Source organism: Spirosoma foliorum (genome assembly GCF_014117325.1).
GTDB lineage: Bacteria > Bacteroidota > Bacteroidia > Cytophagales > Spirosomataceae > Spirosoma > Spirosoma foliorum.
Genome location: NZ_CP059732.1, coordinates 6,505,275 through 6,525,886, shown reverse-complemented (window position 1 = coordinate 6,525,886; position 20,612 = coordinate 6,505,275). Strand labels below are relative to the sequence as shown.

Annotated in this window: 14 protein-coding genes; 8 read left to right on the top strand and 6 right to left on the bottom strand. The window is 48.0% G+C overall.

Going from position 1 to position 20,612, the window contains the following annotated elements; genetic code table 11:
• Positions 1-47: 47 nt before the first annotated feature.
• Positions 48-2,228: an ATP-binding protein gene (locus tag H3H32_RS27440; RefSeq protein ID WP_182458938.1), complete on the top strand. Its 2,181-nt coding sequence runs from the start codon at positions 48-50 to the stop codon at positions 2,226-2,228.
• A 30-nt stretch (positions 2,229-2,258) separates the two neighbouring features.
• On the opposite strand, the gene H3H32_RS27435 is transcribed toward H3H32_RS27440, so the two are convergent.
• Positions 2,259-2,837 carry a hypothetical protein gene (locus H3H32_RS27435; protein WP_182458937.1) on the bottom strand — a complete coding sequence of 193 codons (579 nt, stop codon included), beginning with the start codon at positions 2,835-2,837 and terminating at the stop codon, positions 2,259-2,261.
• A 242-nt stretch (positions 2,838-3,079) separates the two neighbouring features.
• Between H3H32_RS27435 and lpdA the strand changes: the two genes are divergently transcribed.
• On the top strand, positions 3,080-4,480 hold the full coding sequence (gene lpdA, locus H3H32_RS27430; RefSeq protein ID WP_182458936.1) for a dihydrolipoyl dehydrogenase: 1,401 nt from the start codon (positions 3,080-3,082) through the stop codon (positions 4,478-4,480).
• A gap of 108 nt (positions 4,481-4,588) precedes the next feature.
• On the opposite strand, the gene H3H32_RS27425 is transcribed toward lpdA, so the two are convergent.
• Positions 4,589-8,437: a DEAD/DEAH box helicase gene (locus tag H3H32_RS27425; RefSeq protein ID WP_182458935.1), complete on the bottom strand. Its 3,849-nt coding sequence runs from the start codon at positions 8,435-8,437 to the stop codon at positions 4,589-4,591.
• A 112-nt stretch (positions 8,438-8,549) separates the two neighbouring features.
• Here H3H32_RS27425 and H3H32_RS27420 point away from each other — a divergent pair, with 112 nt between their 5' ends.
• Positions 8,550-9,914 (top strand): M20/M25/M40 family metallo-hydrolase, encoded by a 1,365-nt coding sequence (locus H3H32_RS27420; protein ID WP_182458934.1) that lies wholly within the window; start codon positions 8,550-8,552, stop codon positions 9,912-9,914.
• Positions 9,915-10,039: 125 nt separating this feature from the next.
• On the opposite strand, the gene H3H32_RS27415 is transcribed toward H3H32_RS27420, so the two are convergent.
• From H3H32_RS27415 to H3H32_RS27405, 3 genes are all read right to left on the bottom strand, one after another.
• Positions 10,040-11,704 (bottom strand): hypothetical protein, encoded by a 1,665-nt coding sequence (locus H3H32_RS27415; RefSeq protein WP_182458933.1) that lies wholly within the window; start codon positions 11,702-11,704, stop codon positions 10,040-10,042.
• A 76-nt stretch (positions 11,705-11,780) separates the two neighbouring features.
• On the bottom strand, positions 11,781-12,272 hold the full coding sequence (locus H3H32_RS27410) for an NADH-quinone oxidoreductase subunit C (protein WP_182458932.1): 492 nt from the start codon (positions 12,270-12,272) through the stop codon (positions 11,781-11,783).
• Between the two features lie 24 nt (positions 12,273-12,296).
• Positions 12,297-14,261, bottom strand: a complete 1,965-nt coding sequence (locus H3H32_RS27405) for a M1 family metallopeptidase (RefSeq protein WP_182458931.1) — start codon at positions 14,259-14,261, stop codon at positions 12,297-12,299.
• Positions 14,262-14,470: 209 nt separating this feature from the next.
• On the opposite strand from H3H32_RS27405, the gene H3H32_RS27400 reads away from it, so the two are divergent.
• Positions 14,471-14,962 carry a DinB family protein gene (locus H3H32_RS27400; protein WP_182458930.1) on the top strand — a complete coding sequence of 164 codons (492 nt, stop codon included), beginning with the start codon at positions 14,471-14,473 and terminating at the stop codon, positions 14,960-14,962.
• Between the two features lie 173 nt (positions 14,963-15,135).
• A complete protein-coding gene (locus H3H32_RS27395; RefSeq protein WP_182458929.1) occupies positions 15,136-16,725 on the top strand; it encodes an N-acyl-D-amino-acid deacylase family protein in 1,590 nt (529 codons plus the stop codon).
• A gap of 69 nt (positions 16,726-16,794) precedes the next feature.
• On the opposite strand, the gene H3H32_RS27390 is transcribed toward H3H32_RS27395, so the two are convergent.
• Positions 16,795-18,060 carry an MFS transporter gene (locus H3H32_RS27390; RefSeq protein WP_182458928.1) on the bottom strand — a complete coding sequence of 422 codons (1,266 nt, stop codon included), beginning with the start codon at positions 18,058-18,060 and terminating at the stop codon, positions 16,795-16,797.
• A gap of 166 nt (positions 18,061-18,226) precedes the next feature.
• Between H3H32_RS27390 and H3H32_RS38065 the strand changes: the two genes are divergently transcribed.
• From H3H32_RS38065 to H3H32_RS27380, 3 genes are all read left to right on the top strand, one after another.
• Complete coding sequence (locus H3H32_RS38065) at positions 18,227-18,622, top strand: trehalase family glycosidase (RefSeq protein WP_309547115.1); 396 nt, start codon at positions 18,227-18,229, stop codon at positions 18,620-18,622.
• A 10-nt stretch (positions 18,623-18,632) separates the two neighbouring features.
• Entirely contained in the window at positions 18,633-19,754 is a 1,122-nt protein-coding gene (locus tag H3H32_RS27385) for a trehalase family glycosidase (RefSeq protein ID WP_309547114.1), read from the top strand.
• Positions 19,755-19,853: 99 nt separating this feature from the next.
• Positions 19,854-20,609: an outer membrane beta-barrel protein gene (locus H3H32_RS27380; protein ID WP_182458927.1), complete on the top strand. Its 756-nt coding sequence runs from the start codon at positions 19,854-19,856 to the stop codon at positions 20,607-20,609.
• The last annotated feature ends 3 nt before the right edge of the window (positions 20,610-20,612 follow it).

Here is a 20,612-nt window from a genome sequence, read left to right as displayed (position 1 = left end):
CGCTAAATCAGTATTTTCGTGTTTCGTATTATGTTGGTAATACCTCTATGAGATCAGTTTGGCTTGGAATGGCAATGCTTGGCTGGTGTGCCACCTGCTTTGCCCAATCATGTCCGAAACTGCCGGAATTTAACTTCGACCGGCGGGGTGATACTGCTTATATGGATAGTTTGCTAACGCTCGGGCGGGCACATCGGCAACTGGCAGCCCGCCTTCCCCGGAGCCGGATGAATGATACGCTCAGGCTGGAGGGCATCCGTTTTATGGCCCTTGTGTTTAAGCAAATGAGGGGCCAACAGCGCGACAGTAGTTTTCTGTACGCAAAGCAACTGGAAGAACAGGCGCTTATTTATCACAACGATCTTTATGTTGTTCGGGCCTTGATGTTTCAGGAGTATTATCTCCGAACCGTTAAGGGCGACTATCCCCATGCACTCCAGATTAACCAGCGAGCTTCTGAATTATGTGTAAAACTCCCCCGCGAAAGTTCGCCACGCTGGCAGGTTCAGATGAATATGGGAGACATTTACATGCTCCTGAAAGAATATTCGAATGCTCTGACCAGCTATCAGCTTTCGCTAACCCTACTCAGTTTTAATAAACTTCTAACGCCCAAAAACCGGAAGCTACTGACCAGTCAGGCGATTAGCCAAATTGGTGAAGTGTACGAGATTCAGGGGCGGTATGAAGAGGCACGTCAGCAATATGAAGCGAGTCGGCAAATAGCGTTAGATACGCATTCCCAGATTAATGTGGCCTATGCCGATGAGCGATTAGGGGATTTCTTCATTAGCCGTCAACAGCCGGTGCAGGCCATTAAGGTATTCGAAGAGGGGCTTTCCGTTTGGACTCAACTAAATGACCGACCCGGTCAGGCTGCTGTTTGGGCGAGGTTGTCAGAATGCTACACCCAAACCAACCAGCCCAAACTAGCTATTGAGTTTGGTGAGAAGGCTGTTGCCATAGCGCGAAATGCCGGCTATACCCGTATCCAACAGATGGCGACTCAGTCGTTATATCGGGCGTATCGTGCGGCTAATCAACCCGCTCTGGCATTGGCTATGTACGAAGAATATAGCGCCTTGCGGGATAGCCTGACAAACCTCAAACGAGTAGAGGAGTTATCAGCCGTTCAGAAAAAGTACGATATCAATCAGGTTACGATTGCTGCCGAAAAAGAGCGATTTATCCAGCAACAACAACTGATCAACGTGCGTCGGCAAGCTGAATTAGAGAGACTTCGGGCCGAAGCCGAACGGGACCAATTAGCGAGCCAAACCCGGATGAATCACCTGAAACAGTCGATCGAAACCGAGCGGCTGCGGGCTGAATCGCAGAAAACCCGGTTGGAACAACGAGCTCATATTGACCAGCTCAGTCATGATATTGAGCAGGCCAGTCTCTTACGGATTGTGTTGGTTGGTGGGCTGGCTATGCTGTTTGGTTTTGTGGCGGTTTATTACCGGAAAAATAAACTCATCAATCGGCAGAAGCTGGAAATTGAAGCGCTGAATCATGATTTGGAAGACAAAGTTCTGGCTCGAACAATTGAGTTGAAACTAGCCAATGATCAGTTACGGGCAAAGAACCGTGAAATTGAGGAAGCGCTTCTGCGCGGACAAACCCTTGAACGTAAGCGCATGGCCGCCGATTTACACGATAGTCTTGGTGGATTACTGGCGGCTATAAAAACCAGTTTATCGGCATTGAACCCAGCAAAGATGGCCGATCGAGAACAACAGATTTATCATAATCTGTTGAACATGAGTAAGGAGGCATTTGCCGAAATACGTTACCTATCACACAATCTTCAGCCGGATGAATTAGAAAAGCAGGGCTTGTCGGAGGCTCTTATCCGACTGGTTCATAAACTCAATATCAGTCAGAAGATTAAATTCAGTCTGGAAAATGCAGAATTGCCTCGCCTTGATAAAACCGCTGAGTTTAATCTGTATTCGATTTGTATTGAATTGTGCAGCAATATTCTTCGACACTCCGAAGCAACGGAAGCTCAGATATTGTTTCGGCGATTCAACAACGAGTTGAATATGATTGTGAAAGACAATGGGTGCGGCATGGACCCGAGCGATGCAACGGGCATGGGGCTACATAATATTCAGGCGCGTATGGATCTGATTCAGGGACGTTACGAAATCCACTCTGGTCCTGCTGAAGGAACGACCTTTATTTTTATTCTTCCGGTGCTACCGAATCTGGAAAAGGCCTGATTTTACTAAACCTATAAAGTTTCCGAAACCTTATAGGTTTTTGGCAACTACCCGCCCCTCCACTAAAAAGTTATTCTTATCGAAATACGGAAGCTTTTGGAAACCACTCACTTTATAGTGTTGAACGCGCCACGCTTTGCCAACAGCACCACTTTCGAGCAGAAGAGTACGCTCCGATGAATAGAGTGGGTTGCTGGTTTGAAGGGTGGCTTCAATTCGACGTGGCTGATGCGTTACCGAATCGACCTCTACACGGAGCGATCGAACGGCTAACCGATCATCCGGATTTTTTAAGGTATACTGGAATGTCATCGAATCGGGTCGGGAAATCTGGTAACTGCTTTGGAGGGCTGGTTTGTTGATGTCTGCCTGAGTAAATAATTCCAGTTCATGACTCCAGTTAATATCCCGTGTGGTTTGCTGACTCTTGGAATCATTAATAGCGACAGCCTTGCGAACGAGCGGTTTCTGCGCTGAAAGGTCAGAAATCTGCTGCTTAACAAAGCTAAGGACGTCATAATAAACATTGGGTTGCGTTTGCTGAGCAGGATCGGCACAGCCACTGATTAACAGCGTAACTAGAAGGAAAGAGGGATAAACAAAGCGCATAAATCACACCAAAACGGCTCCAGATAAGCGAGCCTTACGGAACAACCAACACGAATTTTTACAAATCGGTTTGGGTAATCAAATTCTGAACCAAATTTGCAGTCGGAATGCTATGTATTAGATAGGTTTACGGTTTACAGTTTAGGGTTTATGGTAGGCTGACGCAGGTATTGTTAATGCGTCAGCCTACCATAAACCCTAAACTGTAAACCGTAAACCAGAAACTCAAGAACAACTGTTTCATGGAATACGATGTTATTATGATTGGTTCGGGCCCAGGTGGCTACACTGGTGCCATTCGCTGTGCTCAACTCGGTCTAAAAACGGCCATTATTGAAAAATACCCAGCGCTGGGGGGCACTTGCCTTAATGTAGGTTGCATTCCGTCGAAAGCATTGCTCGACTCGTCGGAGCATTTTTATAACGCGTCGCATACCTTCGCAGAACACGGTATCAAACTCGCTGATTTGCAGGTTGATCTGGCACAAATGATTAAGCGTAAGCAGGAAGTTGTTGATGCTACAACAAAGGGTATAAATTTCCTGATGAAGAAAAATAAAATCGACGAGATACACGGCGTTGGTTCGTTTGTTGATCCGCACACCATTAAAATTGTCAAAGCCGACGGATCGGAACAGACAATCACCGGTAAGAATATCATCATCGCAACGGGCTCGAAACCATCGTCGTTCCCGTCGATGCCTATCGATAAAAAGCGGGTCATTACATCGACCGAAGCATTGAAACTGACAGAAGTGCCCAAGCACCTGATCGTAATTGGTGCTGGTGTCATTGGTGCCGAATTGGGTTCTGTTTATGCCCGACTAGGTGCGAAAGTGTCGTTTGTAGAATTTGCCGATTCGATGATTCCAACGATGGATAAAACGATGGGAAAAGAGCTACAAAAAGCCATCAAAAAACTCGGTGCCGATTTCTATTTCAGCCACAAAGTCACGAAAGTAGAAAATACAGGTAACGAAGTCGTCGTTAGCGCCGATTCACCAAAGGGAGAGCAAATCACGCTTACCGGCGATTATTGCCTGGTTTCGGTTGGTCGTCGTCCGTACACGGATGGACTGAACCTCGAAGCCGCTGGCGTCAAAGTTGACAATCGGGGCCGAGTTGAGGTAGATAATCACCTACGGACAAATGTTCCTCATATTTATGCGCTGGGCGACGTGATCCGGGGTGCTATGCTAGCGCACAAAGCCGAAGAAGAAGGTACGTTCATCGCCGAAACCATTGTGGGCCAAAAGCCCCATGTTCATTATCGCCTGATTCCGGGTGTTGTGTATACCTGGCCAGAAGTGGCAGCAGTAGGCTACACAGAAGAGGAAGTAAAACAAGAAGGAATTCCTTACAAGGTCGGTTCTTTCCCATTCAAGGCACTTGGCCGGGCGCGGGCGAGTATGGATATCGATGGACTTGTAAAGGTGTTAGCGCACAAAGAAACCGACGAGATTCTGGGCGTTCATATGATTGGTGCGCGCGCTGCCGATATGATTGCTGAGGCCGTGGTTGCGATGGAGTTCCGGGCATCGGCCGAGGATGTTTCGCGCATGTCGCACGCTCACCCAACCTATACCGAAGCGTTCAAAGAAGCCTGTCTGGATGCTACGGATAAACGGGCCATTAATATATAATTCCCCTCATCCCTGTCCTTCTCCCAAACGGGAGAGGGGAGATGAAAAGCCCGGTTGCTGGAAAGCGGCCGGGCTTGTCTGTATATTGCCTATTCGATCATGCCACGATCAACTAAACAACCCCAAAATATCCTTCGGGCTTAGTTTTTTTAGGAAGCCTGTTTCGGTTGAGATAAGGTCACTGGCGAGGGCGCGTTTGCGATCCTGAAGGAGTAGAATCTTTTCTTCGACCGTGTCTTTGCAGATCATGCGGTAGGCAAATACGCGCTTGGTTTGGCCAATGCGGTGTACACGGTCGATGGCTTGCTGCTCAACAGCGGGGTTCCACCAGGGGTCAACAAGATACACGTAATCGGCTTCTGTTAAGTTAAGGCCCACACCTCCTGCTTTTAAACTCATCAGAAATACCCGACATTCATCGTTAGCCTGGAAGTTTTGCACCCGACTAGCCCGATCGTTCGTTTGCCCATCGAGGTATTCGTAGGGGACCCGGTCGCGTTCCAGTTTCTGCCTGATTTGGTCGAGCATACCCAGAAATTGACTAAAAATGACGATTTTATGATTGGATGCATTCTGCCCGATTTCGCGTACCAGTTCGTCTAATTTGGCCGATTCATTGCCGTAATCTTCCTCATCATTAAGTAAGGCGGGCGAGTCGCAGATTTGCCGGAGCTTCAGCAGCCCTTCCAGAATCAGAAATGCCGATTGCTCGGCGCCAACCTCTGCCACACGTTTTTCAATCAGGTCTCGGTAGCGATCTCGATACGCTTCGTAAACCCGACGTTGCTGTTTGTCCATTTCGCAATAGAGCACAATTTCGGTTTTTTCAGGTAAGTCCTTCGCCACTTCTTCCTTGGTACGCTTGAGCATGAATGGGTAAATCAACTGCCGTAGTTCAGCTGCCCGTGCTTTGTCCTGATGCTTGTCGATTGGGTTAGCGTATTCGGTTCTGAACAATTCGGCGCTACCCAGAAAACCCGGATTCAGAAAATCGAATTGAGCGTACAAATCAAAGGTGTTGTTTTCAACCGGCGTACCAGTCATGGTCAGTCGATTGCGTGCCTGAAGCAACCGGACCGATTTGGCAATTAAAGAATCTGGATTTTTAATGGCCTGGGCTTCATCGAGAATGACATAATCGAACTTAAATTCCCGCAGCCACTCAATGTCGGTACGAACAGCCCCATAGGTGGTTAATACAATATCGACATCCGCAAGTTTATCGAATGTTTTAACCCGGCCTGTTCCCGTATGAATAAGCAGGCGCAGCTTAGAACAAAATCGAGTTGCTTCTGCTTGCCAGTTGAATATGAGTGTTTTAGGGACTACTACTAAGTGAATGCCATCGGGTCGTCGATTTTTCTGCTCTTGTAAAAACGTTAGCATCTGTAGTGTTTTGCCGAGGCCCATGTCATCGGCCAGACAACCACCCCAACCAAACTCATCCAGAAAGTGGAGACATCGGTAACCCTCTTCCTGATATGGCCGAAGGGTAGCCTGTATGTTACTAGGTAGCTTTACCTTCTTGATTTTCTGGAAGTTGAGCAATTTCTCTTTCTTGTCATCAAGTTCCTTCAAGAGTTTAGGGTCGCTGATACGTTCCCGGTAATGTTCCAGAATGGAGAAGTGCCGCTTAGAGAGCCGAATGTTTCCCTTTTTATCATCGATCTGCCCAAGCCGGAACAGTTGAGCGTGTTGGGCAATCCATTCGTCGGGTAGCACTCCAATGGTTCCATCCCCCAGTTCAACGTAGTTTTGCCGCCGTAAAATGGCTTTGCGGACATCGGCTAAGGCAACGGCCTGATCGCCGAACGAAATCTCGACTTTTAAATCGAACCAGTCGATACCCGACGAACTGCGAATGTTGAACGCAGCCGCATTCGGATTATAACGAAATTTTTTGAGGGAGCTAAAGCCAAATAGCCGCGTCTGATTCTGGCGTAAGGCTTCGTAGAAATGGAATAGCCAGCCATTTTCGAGCACTTTCTGTGTAGGTAAATAAAAAAACTGATCGGATTGATGGGCGAAGTCGGGGTGTTGCTGCTGAATAAACCGCATAAACTCGTTTTCGGCATCAGGGTCCCGTTTCTGAAGCTGAACTGCTCCATCATACGCAACGACCCGTGCTGGGCGAAAATCGCGTGGTAGTTCAATGTCTGGCTCTTCGTCCGTAGCATAGCCAAAGGCGGGTACAATAAGGAGGTTATTTTCGTCTTCTTTGAGGTAAATCCGGCCTTCCCGAAATTCCAGATCCGTTTTGGTAATATCTGATGCCTGATCGAAATCGACCGCAAATCGATTCGCCAATGGGATCAGGAAACCATTGAAAAACTGTTCGTCGCGTAGGGATCGGAAGCGTAGCGCACCATCCATATCCATGAATTGTCGGGCGGCTTTGGCCGTATCGAGTGATTGATAACGACACAGGCGGTCGCCATCAACCAGGACGAGCGCATCAGAACCCGTATCGGTCAGGCGATTAAACGGAATTGGCTCGTCGTTCCCTTGTTGCACGGTGGCTTGTAAAAGGGTTTCACCATCCGCACGACTTAATTGAAACCGGAGTGTCAGCGGACGTTCATCTACAGTTACTACTGAGCCTACTGAATAGCCTTCTCCTTTGAGTATCCGCACTGGCCGACTGGCCAATAACGGTAGCAACCGATCTAGTAATTTAAGCGACCATTGCAACAGAGCTTCACGAGCTTCGTTGCTATAATTAATGTTCCAGTAATTTTTGCCCAGTTTAAACCCCTGTCCCGTTAGCCATTCGTTAAGGTAGTTAGTGGTGAGCATCCGACCCAGATTCATGATTTCCAGATCAATGGCATCGGTGGTGGGGCGCTCACGGTCGTAAGGACTCATGCGAGCTACCTGCGTCAGTTTTCCGGTTTTCGTATTGAGTTTGCCCTGGCAAAGGGTTAACTCAAAAAACGGGGGCGTCTGGCGGGTAAATTTTTCGAGCAAATAAACGTAAACGGAAGGCTCAACAAAGGTTGTAATCGGCACTATTGGTTGTTCGGTAAGACTGGGTAGTGTGCTTTTGAATAAGCTATCCCAGTTATTACCGCTGATGCGCTGGATACTTTTGTCGAGTAGAATCAATTCCAGGTTATCGCCCGATGGATCAATTTTAAACTCAAATTTATGGGTGAGTGAATCCTGCATCGAGTAGCCATAGTCGACCAGTAAGGCGTTTTTCTCAGTAGTCCAGTCTCTTAACAATTCGAGCGCCTGTATACCTCGCAGGTTCGCCATCCAGAGCAGTACGCCCATCTGGTGTTCACAAATCGGATGCTTAAGGGTTTGATTACATGAACACGACAGATGATATGTGCCTTTCTGAACACGGCTGATACGAATGCGATAGGTACCGTATTTTTTCAGAGATAGCTCAAACGTTTCGTAGCCTTTACCCTGTTCTATCGACCGGACGTTCTGGTAATGTCGCCGATTACTCCAGAAATTATCTGCCACTTTAGGGCGAATCTGATTTTCTCCCAGATTTTTCAGATTTAGGGTCGTATCGCTGGCCACCCATGTGGGTACAACGGGTTTGGGTGGGACTGCTACTGGTTTCGATACTTTGTTGATGTTTATGATCTTTTTTTGTACTAATTCATCCGGCGATTTTCGTCCTCGATGAATAGGAGACCCTATTCTTAACGACACTTCGAGGGTGTAACACGCGGCTAGTACGTGCTTACAGACGCCCTCATCCGAATAAGGACAGGTACAATCTCCCCAGACTTCAGTTGGATCATCCAGATTGTAAATGTTAACCTCATATTCGCTTTTTCCCGAAACACTCCTAACCGTAAAATAGGCTTCGTATTCTTCAAAACTTTTTACAGCAACATGTCCCTCTTCATACACTAATTGTGCCTGTTTGACTACAGTGGGCAGTGCTAATTGACGCAGCGCTAACAGACAACGGATAACTAAATTTGAATCCATAGGGATTATACATAGGGCACTCGCCAGGAGCTATGCCGTTGGATCGGTAAACTGGCTTTAAAGTTACGGCAAAACGAGTATCTTGCCTTTTTAACCAATACAACCATCTATAATGAAGAAAACAATTACACTTCTCTTTACGCTGGTAGTCGGGTACGCACAGGCGCAAAACGCCGATTCGGTTACCATCCGAAAAATTTATAACGAAGCGCTTTCGAATGGGAAATCCTACGAATGGCTGCGTCATCTAACCAAGCAGATTGGGCCGCGTCTGAGTGGTTCGGAAGGGGCCCAGAAAGCTGTTGACTGGACCAAACAGGTCATGGAGAAAGAAGGCTTCGACCGAGTGTTTTTGCAGGATGTTATGGTGCCGCATTGGGTGCGCGGGGCAAAAGAAGTGGCTTATATTCAAAACGGGAAACAGAAGACAACCGTGCCGATTGCCGCTTTGGGTGGATCAGTCGCAACAGGGCCAAAAGGCGTTGAAGCCGGTGTAATTGAAGTGACAAGCTTTCCTGAATTGCGGGCGCTCGGTGCCGACAAAGTAAAGGGTAAGATTGTGTTTTACAATCGACCAATGGACCCGACAAAAATCAATACGTTTGAAGCCTATGGCGGAGCTGTCGACCAACGAGCTAATGGGGCTACTGAAGCGGCTAAACTAGGTGCTGTGGGTGCCATTGTTCGGTCAATGAATCCTCTGCATGACGATTATCCGCACGTGGGTGGTATGCGGTATGCTACAGGCGTTCCGCTGATTCCAACGGCGGCTATTAGCACCAATGCCGCAGATTTGCTCAGTAAATCGCTAAAGGAAAATCCGAATCTGACGTTTTATTTTAAACAAAGCTGCGAGACTTTGCCCGATGCCAAGTCGTACAATGTGGTAGGTGAAATCAAGGGTAGTGAGAAGCCCGACGAAATCATTGTGGTGGGTGGACATTTAGACTCATGGGATCTGGCCGAAGGAGCGCAGGACGATGGAGCAGGCTGTATGCAGTCAATAGAAGTGCTTCGGCTGTTCAAAGCATTAGGCATTAAGCCGAAGCGTACAATTCGGGCTGTTATGTTTATGAATGAGGAAAACGGCCTGCGCGGTGGTGTACAATATGCCGATCTGGCTAAAAAGAACAATGAGAAGCATATGGCCGCCGTTGAGTCCGATGCGGGTGGATTCACACCACGTGGTTTTGGTATTGTTGGAACACCCGAGCAACGCGCCAAAGTAATGCCCTGGAAACCGTTGCTGGCTCCCTACGGCTTGCTGGAAATTGGTGCGGGTGGGGGCGGAGCCGACATTGGTCCATTGGCTCAATCGGGTACGGTATTATTTGGATTTCGCCCCGATTCGCAGCGTTATTTCGATTACCATCATACTGCTATCGACAATTTTGAAGTCGTTAGCCAACGTGAACTTGAACTAGGTGCGGCTTCGATGGCATCGCTGATCTATTTGTTGGATCAGTATGGATTATAACAGGTTGTCAAGAAGTGGCCAAGAGTAGTCAGGTATTGTCAGGAATGGTCAAGAGTTGTATGTCAATCCTTGCCACCCTTGACCATTTCTGACAACACCTGACCACTCTTGACCATTTTTTAGCCTTAGAGATTTTTATCGATTTCTTTTCTGACATCCTCGAACGCGCTCGGTAAGGGCGCGTTTCGTTTTACAATCTTCCCGGTACGATTGATGATCGTTGCCGACAAATCTTCATCCGATCGAAGTCGCTCAAGAGCGCTCAGAAGCTGCGTATTAGTTAATAATAAATGATCGCCGGAGAGGTTATAGCGCGTGGCAATTTCTGGCCAAAGCGATTTGTCGGTGTCGGGCATTGGTAAGTAGATAAGCGCCAAATCGCGGGCACTGTAAGTATTTTGCAGCCGTTGAGCGTCAATTGCAGCTTGCCGACCCGCTTCGTCAGAAGCAGATGTCATCAGTAAGTAAATCACTTTGCCCCGATTGGCATTGATGACCTGATCTAACAAGGACGAACCGCTGCCAAAGTCATTCCGGGTTATGAAGATACCCGGCGAAATTTCCAGACTACTGGTAGAAGGTCCTGCTTTTCGCAAGGTCTGGATAGCTGTCCTGATACGGGTACTATCTTTTACTTCGAGCCGATACAATTCGTCGAGCGACTGGGCCAAGGTTGGATTTTTTACCTGTGGCCGTGCGTAATCATAAAGGAGCTTCGAAAAGTTCAGGGTAAGTCCCGGTAACGAACTGGCAAGCCAATAAGCAGCCAGATAATCGACGGCACTACTATCGAACTGACGAATGCTACGCTGAATCAGCGTCTCATAGTTTACCAGACGTTGCAACGTATCCGGGCTTCGTTTGACCAGCCCATCGAAGAACTTCAAATCAGATTGTCGGGCAGAATTCGAGGTAGCGTAATCGTTAAGCCGAAGGCGCTCTTCGGCCGTTATGTTTTTGCCATACCGTTCTAATAAGAGAGCTAACGCTCGTACGGTTAACCCATTCGCGCGGGTGGCTTCGGTCGTAAGCCGATGAGTTGCATAGCTGGCAAATCGATTCATAGCCGACGCTCGAGCTGCGGTCAGCAGTTGATCATTAGGTGGGCGTAGCGAATCGTTCAACAGCTTTGTTAAATTATCGTTTTCATACGTAGCCTTGTCATACAGGAAAGCTGCTGCATTATACCGATCAGCGTAACCAACCCAGCGTTTGAGCAAAGGGAATGGTTTTTCTTTTGCCGAAAAGGCTAGAAACGGAGCCTGATAGGCGCTGGAAATTAACCGATAAGCAGCATCGTCGCTCGCATTGGTAACCTGGTTCGTAATTTTCCTGCCATCCGGTTTATTCGGATAAGTAGCTTCGAACGCCTTATAACGAGCAAATTGCTGGTTTACCTGCGCATTGACACCCCCAAACCGGAAAGGTACGGCGGCTGTAAATAACGAATCGGCATCGATTTCAATCGTCAACGTGCCGGCATTAGCCAGGAAAGCAGTCGAAATACGGCCATAATTGAAATACATTTCTTCCTGCGGAAAAATCAACGGCATCGATACCCGGAAAGAACCGTCTACGTTGAGTGGGGCTGGCCGTACTAATTCGCGATTGGCTTGTAGGATATTGTTGCGGCTGACAAATATGGTTGGCGATTCTCGATACAATCGGGCCGATAAGTGATAAATACGGCCAGTTACAACTACCGAATCCGTTTGGGCAATAGATGTCAGGGATACTAAGCAGTAGATAGGAAGTAATAAGCCCCGAAGGCGTTGTAAAGAATTTTTCATCGATTCAGGAATACAGATATAGCAATAACAAACGAAAACCAGAAACAGTCAACTCCAGGCTAAAAAAGCTGACGGCTTATTTGGTTTTGATGCCGTGATACTGCTCCTGTTCCTGATAGTCGGTGCGGAGTGGATGGCCAACCCAATCGGTAGGCAACAGGATACGGCGGAGGTCTGGATGGTTTTCAAATCGGATACCAACCAGATCAAACGTTTCGCGTTCGTGCCAGTCGGCGGTTCGCCAGATATGAGCTACACTCGGTATCGTTGGCAATTCCTTTCCAGTGGTATTACGTGGAATAACCACTTTTACCATAAGGTTATGCTGGTAGGGAATAGAGGTAAGATTATAGATGACCTCCATCGTGTCGGTCCCCAGCCCGTTATCGATGCCTGTAATGCAGGCTAGTAAGTCAAAAAATAACTGGTCATCGTCACGCAAAAATTGGCAAATGGCTACCAATTGGTTTGCAGGAACAGTGAGGTAAGGCTGTATCGCTTGCGGATTGGCCTGTATATCAGGGCCGAACTGGGTGGTGAGCAGGTCAGTAATTTCGGAAAAGGTCATCTTGTTAGTAAAATTATCGTGAGCTTACGCCAGCCAGGCTAGCCACTGCATCCAGTTTTCAACCCAGAATAAAAACTTAGCCGCAAATTTAGCCGCTGGGGCCGATGATGGTTCAAGGGTTAAACTATTATTGTTAAGGTTGGTATCCATGTAGATCTTTTGCTTCGGATCGACAGTTGCCCAGACTACTTTGGCGCTCTCGTTGAGTGTAAATTGACGCTGCCGACCTTTACCGTCCCAGAATAACATAAGCTCGTGGCCATTGTCAAAATGCACCAATATGTCCACCGGCATTACCCCATCGCCGTTTCGTTGCACCGTTATAACGCTCTGTTGCTGACCATTACCCCTCCGGTTTTTAATGGAGAGAAGTTCATAATCAACAACTTGATCGCCATACAGTACCTGGTCGAAAAACCAGTTCATATCGGGGCCGTATTTAGCGCCAAGTCTTTTGGGTACGAGTTCGTTTACAATGTCAATGAAATTCTGGCCGTCGGGATGTTTGAATTTCCAGCGGATGAAATATGTCTGCATAATCTCGTCCATTACAGTCCGTCCAACCAGTCCTTCCAGCGTTCGCATCCAGGTTGCCGTTTTGGAGTAGGTTAAAACGCCATACTGGCCTTCGGGCAATTGCCAGGTGTTGCCAAACGATGAACCAAGGGCAGGATTATCCTGATGCACATAATTGTCTCGTGAGCTTTCCAGATCACCCCATCGAAAGCCAAACAAGTCAATCTGCGATGAGCGAGCGCCGTAGGTAGCGTCCATAATCCGGCCTTCGTAGTATTGATTAAAGCCTTCGTCGAGCCAGGCTTCTTCAAACTCGTTGGTCGCCAAAAGCTGCATAAAGTACTGATGGCCAAACTCATGAATAGTTACTTCTTCCGGAAAGCGGGCTCCGGCGGGCAAGAACCAAGCCGTTCCGGCGGTAATGAATGTTGGATACTCCATGCCAAACGAGCCGCTGGCATGTAACGGTGGATCGACAATGGTCAGGTTCGGAAACGGGTATTTGCCCAGGTGTTTGTCGAAGTAAGCCAAAGCCGCTTTGGCTGCGTCCAGATGGCGTTTCGCTTGATGGGCATGTTCGGGTTGCATCACTAACTCTATATCGACCTTGCCCCCCGAAGGCCGTTTCCAGGTATCGTTAATAACCTGAAAATGGGGAGAAGCCGTCCAGGCAAAATCGACCACATCTTCGGCATGATAGAGGATTGTTTTGGTACCGTCGCCGTGTAGCTTTTCGGACTGAAAAAGGCCAACGGCGCTCACCCAATAATCTTTGGGAGTGGTGATGTTTACATCATAAACGCCATAGTCGGCATAAAACTCGGAGTGTGCATGGAACTGATGGCAATTCCAGTGTCCTGTTTTTCCTAATCCAGCGGGTTGATAACGCGTTCCGGCCGACTCGTAAACGCCAATTTTAGGAAACCATTGGCCTACCAGAAAAAAGTCGCGGCTAAAACCAGTTCGGGCGAATATTTTGGGCAGCTTAGCTCGAAAGACGATGTCTAAAGTGATAGTTTCACCCGGCCCAACAGGTTTGCTTAAAGGCACCCGAATTACGGTGTGATCGTCCCGGTTCGAATCATCAGGCTGGAAGAATTGATAAGCTAACACCTCCCCGCCACGAACCTTCATCGACACAACATCGATAGAACCATAAGGATCTTCTTTGGCTTTCCGGTCAATCTGGTCTCCTCGCAATTGCCCGCCCGATTCCCGCATGAACGTAGACTGATCGTTGCGGAAGGCATTCAAATACAAGTGGAACTGCAATTCATGGATTTGATCGGTAGACGAATTTTTCCAGGTTAGCGTTTCCCGACCATCGAGTTTTTTCGTGATCGGATTTAGCTTCACATCGATCTGGTAATTCGCCAATCGTGGACTCAGGGGTGTCGGGAAGATTGGTTTTTGACCATGCCCAAGTAGGGCTACGAAAACCCCCGCGATACTTAGCAAAAGGCGAGATGACATAGATGACGAAAGCTAATGGTTGCCTACTGATACAAAAGTAGCGGGATTCCTGTGATAACGAATATAGGGCTAACTCGCCCACAATTTCAGGTAAGTTTTCAGAAGAGAATAACCGGGTTTACTCCTCACAAATCGGCAAAACACTACTGACATAGGGCTGTCACAGGGGCCATTTACCTTTGTTTCAACAATAAACCAACGACAATTCTATGGAACTCATTCCGCTGTTTTTGACTGAAATGGAGCAGGAAGCGCAAACGACCCGCAAAATGTTACAACGCATTCCTGACGACAAATACGACTGGAAACCGCACGAAAAAAGCATGACTATCCGGCAATTGGCTACGCATATTGCCAACTTGCCGACCTGGGTAACTATGGCATTCACAACAGACGGATTAGATTTCGACGTTAACCCCTACAAGGAGGATGTCATTAATAACACGGCTGAGTTAATGGACTATATGGAAACCTGCCTGGCGGATGGGAAATCGAAATTGGTCCCCGAAAATGAAGCCATCCTGAACGACCCTTGGACGTTGCGAAATGGTGACCAAATCTTCTTCACCTCGCCGAAACATGAAGTCATTCGGACAACGTTTTGCCAGATCGTACACCACCGTGCTCAGTTAGGTGTCAACCTCCGATTGCTGGATATTCCGATTCCGGGAAGCTATGGCCCAAGTGCCGACGAAGCCTAATTATAAGCATAGGCGTTCTGGATAATTATTGTTAATAGCATTGGGAGACAGTTACTTGCAACTGTCTCCTTTTTTATTGGACTATTCCGCCGGTTCGCTGGAGAATTTGATTTTGGCCGGAAAAACACCCATATTCAGAGCGAATAGATTGTTTCACCTTCCTCGACAAATCGATGCCCTTTCGTCTCTACGCGCTACTTAGTTGCCTTCTTGCCTCCTGTTTTACATATGCTCAACCTTACGACCTGGTTATCAAAAATGGTCGCGTAGTTGATGGTACCGGTAATCCCTGGGTCTATGCCGATGTGGCTATTCAGGACGGGCGTATTGCTAAGATTGGTACAATAGCGTCGGGCGATGCCAAACGAACCATTGATGCCAGCGGGTTAGTTGTAGCTCCCGGTTTTATCGATGTACATGCGCATGTGGAAGGTAGTCTGGAAGCCCAGCCCGGTGCCCCCAATTTTATTTACGATGGTGTAACAACGCTGATAACGGGTAATTGTGGGGGCTCAAGTGCCAACTTACGCACCTACTTCGATACGCTCCGAATGACGAAGACATCCGTCAATGTCGGCTCGTTGATCGGGCATAATTCGGTGCGGATGAAAGTGATGAAAATGGCCTTTCGAGAGCCCACCGCTCGTGAGCAGGCTGATATGGAAGCGCTCGTTGAGCAGGCGATGAAAGACGGTGCTGTAGGCATATCGACCGGCCTGATTTATACGCCCGGAACCTACGCTCGCACACCCGAAGTCGTGAATCTGGCGAAAATGGCCTCGCGCTATGGAGGAGTATACGCATCCCACATCCGAAACGAGGGACAGAATGTGAAACAGGCCGTTCAGGAAGCGATTCTGATTAGCAGTGAAGCCAAAATTCCAGTTGAGATTTCGCACTTTAAAGTGGCCAGTAAGCCGCTTTGGGGGAAAAGTACCGAAACCGTTGAGCTAGTCGAAGCTGCCCGGCGGGAAGGTCTGGACGTAACGGTTGACCAATATCCGTACACGGCATCCAGTACGTCGCTGGAAAGTATTGTGCCCTCGTGGGCACTAGCCGATGGCGATTCGGCTGTGTTGGTTCGGTTTCGTGACCCGGCTACCCGCACTAAAATTCGCAAGGAAATGCTGGACGGCCTGTCGACAAACCTGCGGAAGAATTATGAATACGCCGTTGTGGCCAGCTACAAGCCCGATACGACATTTAATGGCCTGAGCATCAGTGCGATAAATCAGAAGCTGGGCCGGAAAAACACGTCCGAAACGGAAGCTGACCTGATTATGGATTTGATGGAAAAAGCGAATCTGAAGCGAATTCAAATGGTTTACCACACCATGTCGGAAACCGATGTTGAGAACATTCTTCGGTATCCGAATACCATGATTGCTTCCGATGCTGGGGTCGCTAAGTTGGGGTCAGGTATGCCACACCCGCGTGCGTATGGAACCAATGCTCGCGTATTAGGCCGCTACGTACGGGAACGACACGTTATCCCGATGGAAGAAGCTATACGCCGGATGACATCCTTACCCGCTCAACGATTTAAATTATCAGATCGCGGCTTACTCCGCCCCGGCTACGCTGCCGACATTGTGCTGTTCGATGAGAAAACCGTTTCTGACAAAGCCACTTACGAACAACCCCACGCTTATACAACAGGCATTTCCTGGGTTATCGTTAACGGCACGCCCGTCGTTGAAAATAGCAAACACAACGGTCAGCGACCAGGCCAGTTGCTCATGGGACCGGGCTACGCTAAATGATATATGATATAGGGTGTATGATGTATTTTCATGACAGATATACACCCTATATCATATATCCTACATCTTTTAATGTCCGCCCAGACCCGCTGTAATCGTTACCTCTTTCCCGGTTTTCTTTTGCATTCGGCTGAACACGGTGATCAGTACGAGCAATAGGCTAATGGGAATGAGGGAGAAATAAAATGCCGTCTGTCCGTCGTAGGCTTCGAAAACGTGTCCTGTAATGATGGAGCCGGTGGTGCCACCTAAGGCAGAGAAAATCACAATCAAACCGGCCATTGGGCCGTGTTGCCGTAAGGGCAAGCTACTCAAAATGGCTGAGTTGATGGCTGGGTAAATGGGGGCAATGAATAAGCCGATTAATGGGAAAACGAAAGCCGCTACGGGCGCATCTCCCCAGCCTGTCACCGTGCGGCCATCAATGCCCGTGGCTAGTGGTAACGCCAGCAAGACCAAGCCAGCTGACGCGATCAGGCAAATAATCAGGAGCCAGTACCACGAAATACGGCTTAATAGCACACCAGCCAGAAACCGACCGGCTGCTGTTGAGGCTGCCAGAATACTCGCCATCTCGATACTTAATGAGGTGGGCAGTTGCAGAATTTTGCTGTTGAAGGTAGGAAGCCAGCTCATGATTCCCTGCTCCATTAGTACATAGACAAAAGCAGTACCGATAAATACCAACACGACGGGGGTAATGGCTAAACGAAACATATCGGCCAGATCATCGACCAAACTTGTAGGGACTTCGTTCTTGACGCCCGATTCGTCAATCGGTGTACTGAGTAACAGCAGAAAGGCCACTAAGGCAATACCCGCCAGAACATAATAAACGGTGAGCCAGGAGGCTGATTGAGGGTTCTTGTCATCAACGAATGCACTAAACAGAAAATAGCCAGATAAAACGCCAATCATGAAAAACGACTCCAGGAAGTTCATGAAGCTGGCGTGCCCGTTCGAATCGTCGGTAATTAAGCCGATCGTAGCAAAGATGGACACTTTAATGAGCGCAAACCCAGCACCTGTTGCCGCAAAGAGCAGCTTGGTTGTCCAGAAGGCGGGGACTTGCGGCATTAGCAGACAGGCCAGAATAACCAGTCCGAGGGCAATTAGCATAGCCCGTTTGTAGCCAATCCGGACAATGTAGGAGGCTACAATAAAGGACACAAACGCAATGGTTAAATCCTTGAACGCTTCAAGCACGCTGGCTGCCGAAGCCGTTACACCATAATTATTCTGAACCTGCAAAATCACCGTTCCAACACTGTTGAGCAGAATGGCGAAAACAAAATAGTTTAGAAGTAGCGAGAGTTTTATGCGCCAGTGAGCCATGCTGATACGGTGGTTATAGGTTTAGGACAATAAACATACGGGTTTCTAAGTATTATTTTTTCCAGTTCTATTGTGGCATTTTGCATTTTTGTTTGCCCAATCGATACCGTCAATGACAAACTGGGCTTTTTCTGGTTAAATCATCTGAACTTTTTGTCTTCATATTTTGGTAACTTCATCTTTCCCCAAATCGCCGGACCAACTTTTCGGTACTCTGTTTCAGGATGTACAGTTAGGACACGTTTTTGCCGACTCGAAAACCTTTGTCGATTGTGTGCCTAAACTCGCGCCTGCCGATCTGGTCGCGCTCTATGAAAGTGAGAAAACCAAAGCTGGTTTTGACCTTTCGGTGTTTGTGCATACCTATTTTGTCGTTCCTGAAAAAGTTGCCAGCGATTATATTAGCGATACATCCGTTAGCACTGCCGAACATATAAACCGACTTTGGGACCGGCTCACGCGGCAGGCCGATCCGCCTGTTGAAGGAAGTTCGCGGGTGCCTTTGCCATATCCTTATGTCGTTCCGGGGGGGGCGATTCAGGGAGATTTTCTATTGGGATAGTTACTTTACCATGCTAGGCCTGAAAGAATCGGGAAGACTCGATTTGATAAAGGGTATGCTCGATAATTTCGCTTTCCTGATCGATCAGTTCGGGTTCATTCCAAACGGAAATCGGACCTACTTTTTGAGCCGTTCCCAGCCCCCTTACTTTGCGTTGATGGTAGGCGTGCTGGCTGAAATTGAAGGCAAAGAAGTACTGGCAAAGTATCAATCGCAGCTCCTGAAAGAATATGATTTCTGGATGGATGGTCGCAATGCCCTAACAGATGAACAGCCTATTACTAAGCGAGTTGTTAAGCTAGCAGGTAATCGGATTCTGAATCGGTATTGGGACAACACACCTACACCCCGCCCTGAGGCTTATCGGCAGGAAATCGAACTAACCGAAGAAGCGCAACCGCTGGGCGTTGTGCCCGAAGAGTTGTATACCCACATTCGGGCTGCCTGCGAATCAGGTTGGGATTTCAGTAGTCGCTGGTTTAAAGATCAGCAGGCTATGACGACTATCGATGCAGCCAATATCATTCCCGTGGATCAAAATTGCCTGCTTTATTGGCTCGAAGTAACCCTACACGATGCAGCACTTCAAACAGGCCAACACAAGATGGCTTACGATGACTATGATTGGTTGATCAAAGATCGGGAGAAAGCCATCCAACAAACGTTCTGGAATGAAGAAACAGGCTTCTTCCACGATTATGATTTGGTAACCGGTCGACAAACCGAAGCGCTGACGTTGGCCGGAGCATTTCCATTATTCTTTAAACTAGCCACACCCGAACAGGCCGAACGCGTTCATGACCGACTCAAAGCAGACTTCCTGCAAGCGGGCGGTTGGGTGACAACACTTAATCATACGGGACAACAATGGGATTGGCCAAACGGCTGGGCACCGTTGCAATGGATTGTCTATCGGGCGCTGACCAATTATGGATTTACCGAAACCGCCAATGAAGGGCGTGACCGGTGGCTGGCTCTAAACGACAAGGTTTTTCGGGCAACGGGCAAAATGATGGAGAAATATAACGTTGTTGATGCCGCTATTACTACAGGAGGAGGGGAGTATCCGAACCAGGATGGTTTCGGTTGGACTAATGGCGTTTACTTAGCAATGAACGCACATACTAAATAGTAAGTGATTGATCATTAATTAGTTGTGTTGATGCTGTATTTATGGCACTGAATTTGTAGAGTAAGATTTTAACAACTTACCCAATAAATTTAGTAGGCTATGAAAAAGCTCTTCGTAACTGTGTTGGCAGCTGGTATGACTACTGCTGCCTTTTGCCAGAAGACGTTTATTCTATCGCATCAGGATAAAAAAGGTTTTTTTGCTGTATCGGCGGGGGCTAGCGTGCCCGTTGGCCGGTTTGCCAGTTGCTCAGCTACCGACGATCAGGCCTGCATGGCTGGAAATGGACTTGCCTTTAACGTATCGGCAGGCTACCGAATCGCGGGCCCCGTTGGCTTAATGATTCGGGGTGAGCAACATCGGAACTCGGTAAATACGGGTGCTATGCTGGATGCTCTGTATCGGAACGAATCAGATGTCTGGACGGCGAGGGCCGATAACTGGTCAATTCTTACAATGATGGTCGGCCCATACGTGTCGATTCCAGTAACGGGCAGATTATCGGTAGATGCTCGACTGCTCGCCGGACGCGCACTGGCTGTTTTACCTAACACATCGATGTCGGGGACATTCGGTCACACTGAAATGTCGCTTAAAACGACGGGTTCCCAGAGCAATGCAATGGCTTATGGGGGCGGATTGTCGCTGCGGTATCGTCTTGGGCGGAGTACGGCGCTTAACCTGAATGCCGATTATAGCCGTTCTGATTTTACGTTCAACAACCTGACGTCGATAGCTACCAGTGCGAACAGCGTTTCTAAAAGTTCAAACTACAGTAGTGACCGGACTGTTGGCGTTGTAAGTGTATCGGCTGGTGTATCGTTGCTATTCGGTACCAAATACCGTCCGTTCTAGCAA